The organism is Nostocoides sp., from assembly GCF_035343835.1.
GTDB lineage: Bacteria > Actinomycetota > Actinomycetes > Actinomycetales > Dermatophilaceae > Nostocoides_A > Nostocoides_A vanveenii.
The window spans coordinates 3,029-8,819 of record NZ_DAOQZV010000093.1 but is presented as its reverse complement, the minus strand read 5'-3'; the positions used below and the strand labels follow the sequence as shown (position 1 = coordinate 8,819).

The 5,791-nt window shown below is 71.0% G+C and carries 4 protein-coding genes; 2 read left to right on the top strand and 2 right to left on the bottom strand.

The features are described from left to right. Window positions 1-144 precede the first annotated feature (144 nt). On the bottom strand, window positions 145-1,893 hold the full coding sequence (locus tag PKH97_RS08420) for a DEAD/DEAH box helicase (RefSeq protein WP_324386961.1): 1,749 nt from the start codon (window positions 1,891-1,893) through the stop codon (window positions 145-147). A 65-nt stretch (window positions 1,894-1,958) separates the two neighbouring features. Beyond that, window positions 1,959-2,903 (bottom strand): maleylpyruvate isomerase family mycothiol-dependent enzyme, encoded by a 945-nt coding sequence (locus PKH97_RS08415; RefSeq protein WP_324386960.1) that lies wholly within the window; start codon window positions 2,901-2,903, stop codon window positions 1,959-1,961. Window positions 2,904-2,929: 26 nt separating this feature from the next. Between PKH97_RS08415 and PKH97_RS08410 the strand changes: the two genes are divergently transcribed. Both PKH97_RS08410 and PKH97_RS08405 read left to right on the top strand, forming a co-directional pair. Then, the gene (locus tag PKH97_RS08410) at window positions 2,930-4,918 is read left to right on the top strand and encodes a cytochrome c oxidase assembly protein (RefSeq protein ID WP_324386959.1); all 1,989 of its coding nucleotides are present in this window, start codon (window positions 2,930-2,932) and stop codon (window positions 4,916-4,918) included. Further along, window positions 4,915-5,742 carry a nitrilase-related carbon-nitrogen hydrolase gene (locus PKH97_RS08405; RefSeq protein WP_324386958.1) on the top strand — a complete coding sequence of 276 codons (828 nt, stop codon included), beginning with the start codon at window positions 4,915-4,917 and terminating at the stop codon, window positions 5,740-5,742. Before PKH97_RS08410 ends, PKH97_RS08405 begins: the two co-directional genes overlap by 4 nt. The last annotated feature ends 49 nt before the right edge of the window (window positions 5,743-5,791 follow it).

The following is a 5,791-nucleotide window of genomic DNA, read 5'->3' as shown; positions in this document are numbered from 1 at the left end:
CTCCGTTGATGGTTGTCGGTGTTGACGTGGAGCGCGCCCAAGCCCCGCGGCATACGGCGACTCAGCACAGGTTGGGTGACGTCGAGCAGGGTCTACCCTGCTGGACGTGCCCTAAACCCTGCTAGCAGAGGTTAGGTCCGGGGGTCAGGCGCGCGAATCGGCGTGCCAACGCCGGATCAGGACGATCCGGGCCTCGACCTGCTCGGTCGTTGCCCGCGAGAGCGGGGGGCCACCGGTCTTGCGGCGCAACTCGGCGTGCACGTGCGAGTGGGGCACCCCGCGCGTGTGCGCGAGCTGGCTGACCAGCGAGTTCAGCAACTTGCGCTGGGCCTCCAGGGCCCGGTGCAGCGACACCTCGGGCGTCACCTTCTCGCGCCGCTCCCGGCGCGACTGGCGCGCGGCGTGCCGGCGCTGCCGGTCGTGGAGCACCTCGCGCACCTGATCCGGCTCTAGCAGCCCGGGCAACCCGAGATAGTCCAACTCGTCCTGAGTCCCAGCGGCCGCCTGCAGCCCGAACTGGTGCGCATCGAACAGCACATGGTCGAAGTGCGCCTGCGAGTCCAGCGCCTCCCATTCGCCGAGCAGGTCGTCCGCCGCCGAGTCCTCCCGGTTGGCCCGCGCAAGCAGCTCCTCCTCCGAGATCTTCTCGCCCGCGCGCGCACCGATCACGTGATCGCGTTCGCGTTCCAGCGCAGCGGCATTCGCCAGCAAGGGCGCCACGGTCGGCACGAATACGGTCGCCACCTCGCCTCGTCGCCGGGCCCGCACGAAGCGCCCGATTGCCTGCGCGAAGAACAAGGGCGTCGACGTCGCCGTCGCATAGACGCCGACCGCGAGCCTCGGCACGTCGACGCCCTCCGACACCATCCGCACGGCCACCAGCCACCGCGACTCGGACTCGGCGAACTCCTCGATCTTGCGCGAGGACCCGGTGTCGTCCGAGAGCACCACCGTCGGCTTCTCGCCGCTGACCTCCGCGAGCACCCGGGCGTATGCCCGTGCCTGCGCCTGATCGGTCGCGATCACCAGACCGCCCGCATCCGGCACGTGCCGCCGGGTCTCGGTCAGCCGCACATCGGCCGCCCGCAGCACCGCCTGGATCCATTCGCCCTTGGGGTCAAGCGCCGTTCGCCAGGCGTGCGCGGTGAGGTCCTTGGTCATCGGCTCGGCGAGCTGCGCCTCCAGCTCATCGCCCGCCTTCGTCCGCCACCGCATCGGCCCGCCATAGGCCATGAACAGCACCGGCCGCACGACGTGATCGCGCAACGCCTCGGCATACCCGTAGGTGTAGTCCGCCGCCGATCGCCGCGACCCGTCCGCCAACTCCTCATACCGCACAAAAGGAATGGGGTTGTCGTCGGACCGAAACGGCGTCCCGGTCAGGGCCAGCCGCCGCCGCGCGGGCGCGAAGCACTCAGCGACCGCCTCTCCCCACGTCCGCGCGTCGCCGGCGTGGTGGATCTCGTCGAGGATCACCAGCATGTTGGAGTTCTCGGTCACCGCCCGGTAGTGAAAATGGCGCGCGGCTACGCCGGCATACGTCACGGCGGTCCCGGCGAACTCGCGCGAGCGGCCGCGACGCGATCCGCCCAGGCCGGGGTCGAGCGCGATGCCCGCCCGGTGCGCGGCGTCGGCCCACTGGACCTTCAAGTGCTCGGTCGGGGTGACGACGGTGATTTTGGTGATGATCCGCGCGTCGAGCAGTTCCCGCGCGACGCGCAGCGCGAAGGTCGTCTTGCCGGCTCCCGGGGTCGCGACGGCGAGGAAGTCCCGCGGCCCGTCGGTGAGGTACTGCTCCAGCGCCGCGGCCTGCCAGGCCCGCAGCGAGGACGCCGTCCCCCAGGGCGCGCGCCCGGGATAGGCGGGCGACAGATTCGCAAAATCCCTGCTCATGACCTCTCACCGGCCGTATGCCGTGTCCCCACCCCCGAGCGCAACTCACCGCCCGCGGGCGCGGGTCACGGGACGAAGGCCAGCGCCTCCAGGGCCCGCTGAGCCAGGCTGTCGCTCGCGCCGTCAGGCGTCTCGCCATGGCCCGCGCTGACAGTGCGGTCATCGCCAGCGTTGCTGCGGGTGCCGTCACCAACGCCGCCGTCAGTCCCGGGACCAGCGCCGCTACCAGAGCCACGGGCGGCAGTTGCCGGGATGCGGCCGGCCGCGCGCCGGGTGAAGGTCTCGGTGCTCAGCGGCACCAGGGCGACCTCGCCCGCCCACTGGCCCGGGTCGTCCAACTGGGCCAGGGCGACCTCGCCCGGCTCGTCCGACAGGGCCAGCAAACCAACGCCGGTGGCGCCCGCCACCGGGCCGGTGACCGCGAACAGCACGGCCTCGCCGGGCCGCAGCACGGGGCCAAGCAGTCGTGGCAGGCGGGCGAAAGCGCCCTCGACGAAGACCGCGGCGGCGCCGGTATCCCACCCCCCGGGCCGCTCTAGGGCGGCGCGAACATCCTGCTCGTGCACCCAGGCGTCCATGATCCGCAGCGTGAGCAGGTCGCCGACCGTCATCTCACCCAGCGGGGAGGCAACGGGGGCGTCGAGCGTGCGGCCGGGGGCGGCATACGTGCTCTCGCCCTGGGCGAGAACGGCATCCAACTCGTCCACGACCGCGGCACCCGCCCACCCGCGCCGGGCCTCGACGCCCTCTTCCATGAAGGCGCCCATCTCGTGCCGGATGTGCGGGTAGTCGGGCACGTCGGCCGACAGTGGTTCGGCCCCCATGAGCAGGGACTCGACGCTCGCCACGTGGGCGAGTTGATCCTGGACGCTCCACCCGGGGCAGGCAGTCGGGCGGGCGAAGTCGGCGTCCGAGCACGCCCGGCCCAGATCTACCAGGGCCGCGATGCTCGCTCGCCACGCGGCAAAAAGCCCCGGCAGGTCGGCTGGGGCGGGCGGGTGGATGGGCATCGGTACAGCGTACTTAGTCTGGTCTCGTGACATCGGAACGCGGCGCCGTCGACCGGCGCCCGGGATTGGTGCTCGGCCTGCCCGCGCTGCTCGCCGTGGCGATCTTCGCGGCGCTGGGCGGGGCGGTCGCGGCCTATGCGATCGGCGACCCGGGACCGATCGCCCGGTGGAGCGTGCCGATCGGGCGCGTCCTACGCGATCTAGGCGCCTGCGCGACGATCGGCCTCGCCATCCTCGGCGCCTTCCTCGCACCGGAAACCACCCGCACGCACCGGCGGGCCACGGCCACCCGGCTGGCCGGGATGAGTGCCGGCCTGTGGCTGGCCGGCCTGGTCATCGCCCTCCTCGGCGACTTCGCCGAGATCTCCGGCCTGACGCCAGCCCAGCCGCGTTACTGGTCGCAATTCTTCGGGCTCGCCTTCGAACTGGCCCCGACCCGGATGTCGATCCTGTCGCTGATCGTTGTCGGAGCGATCATCGTGTTGACCGGGAGCGCGCGTGGGACCCAGGGGCTGGCGTGGGTGACCGTGCTCGGCTGGCTGGCGCTCATGCCACAAGCTCTGGCGGGGCACTCGGCCGTCAGCCGCGACCACATGAGCTCGATCAATGCGCTCGCCGTGCACCTGATCGCCGTGACCAGCTGGGTCGGTGGCCTGCTCGCCCTGGCGATCATGAGCCGGTCGCTGGCGCCCCATCTCGCGGTCACCACCGCTCGCTTCTCCACCCTCGCCGGCTGGTCGTATGCCGCGATCGCCCTCAGCGGCCTGCTCGCCGCGTGGTTCAACCTCTCTGCGATCGGGGACCTGGCCACGGCATATGGCGCGATGCTCATCGTCAAGGCGAGCGCGCTGGTGCTGCTCGGCGTCGCCGGCTGGTGGCACCGGCGCCGGCTGATCGCCCGGCTGGACACGGATGCCGATGACCGAACCGCTTTTGTGCGGCTGGTGCTCGGTGAGTTGGTGCTGATGGGGGTCGCCCTCGGCACGGCCGTCGCGCTCGCGGCCAGCCCGCCCCCGGCCCTCGGCAAACTCTCGCCGGACCCGACCTCGGTCTATCGCCTGACCGGTTACCCCGACCCCGGGCCACCGCCCGCGGACGCGTGGGTGAGCGTCTGGCATACGGACTGGTTATGGGTCGCGATCGCGGCCCTCGCCATCGGGATCTATGTCCGCTGGGCGCTGCGGCTGCGGGCGCGGGGCGTGCGCTGGCCGGCCTGGCAGACGCTGATCTGGGTGATCGGGTGGCTGATCTTCGTGTATGCGATGTGCGGAGCGCCCGGGGTCTACGGCCGGATCATGTTCTCCTGGCACATGATCATGCACATGACCATCGCGATGCTGGTGCCGCTGTTCCTCGTGCCGGCGGCGCCCATCACGCTGGCGCTGCGGGCTCTGCCGGCCCGGCCCGACAAGACGATGGGTCCGCGGGAGTTCGTCCTCGCGCTGGTGCATTCGCGCTATCTGCAGGTCGTCGCCAACCCCGTGGTCGCCGCGGTGATCTTCTTCTTCAGCCTGGCGACCTTCTATTTCACGCCGCTCTTCACCTACGCGCTCGCCACGCACACCGGGCACGTGCTGATGACCGTGCATTTCCTGCTCTCGGGCTATCTGTTCGCCTGGGTGCTGGTCGGCACCGATCCCGGCCCCAAGAGGTGGTCGCCGCTGATCCTGCTGGTGGTGCTCTTCGCGACGATCAGCTTCCACGCCTTCCTCGGCGTGATCATCACCGGAAGCACCACCCTGCTCGCGCCGGACTTCTACTCCAACTTGGGCCTGGGCTGGCTGCCCGACCCGATCCCGGATCAGCAGCGCGGTGGAGCGATCGCCTGGGGGATCGGCGAGGCGCCCACCCTGGCGCTGGCGATCATGGTCACGATTCAATGGCTGCGGCAGGATCGCCGCGAGACCGTCCGGCTCGATCGGCAGGCGGACCGTGACCACGACGCCGAACTCACGGCATACAACGCCTATCTCGCCTCGCTCGCCGAGCGCGACCGAAAGGGGGCCGGCCGATGAAGGTCGCCGTCATCCAACTGGCGTATGACGATCACGAGCCGATGGCCGAACGCGTCGCACGCGCGGGCGACCTGGTGCGCGCGCAGCGGGGGCACGATTTGGTGATCCTGCCCGAGCTGTGGCCGATGACCGGCTTCGACTACCGCCGCTGGGACGGGCTCGCCGAGGCGCTGGATCTGGAGTCCGTGGGGGAGGACGGCAATCCGTCGATCGTGGCGGCGATGGCTCGCGCGGCGCGCGATGCCGGCGTGCTCTTGCACATGGGGTCGTTGGTGGAGCGGCTGAAAGCTCCTGGGCCCGAAGGGCATTCACTTTCGAACACCTCCGTCGTGCTGTCCCCGGCGGGCGATCCGGTGGCCATCTATCGCAAGGTGCACCGCTTCGGTTTCGGCTCGGGGGAGCCGAAACTGATGGAAGCCGGGACCGAGCCGCTGGCGCGCGTCGGGCTGCATTCCCAGGGCGCGACGGCGATGTTGTCGACGTGCTACGACCTGCGCTTCCCCGAGCTCTACCGGCGCCAGGTGTCGGCCGGGGCTGAGGTCTTCCTGGTGCCAGCGGCGTGGCCGGCCGCGCGCATCGGGCACTGGTCGTTGCTTGGTCGTGCGCGGGCGATCGAGAACCAGTGCGTGCTGATCGCCTGCAATACGGCGGGCACGCACGCGGGCTATGAGATGGGCGGTCGCTCGCAGGTGGTCTCGGCGCGCGGTGAGGTGCTCGCCGAAGCCGGGGCGGGCCAGGAGGTGCTGTCGGTCGACGTCGATCTCGCCGACATGGCGGCCTACCGGCAGGAGTTCCCGGTCCTCGCCGACCGCCGCCTCCCCTGACCCCCGTCGAAAGGCCGGTTCAGGGTCGTCGAAAGGCCGGTTCAGGGTC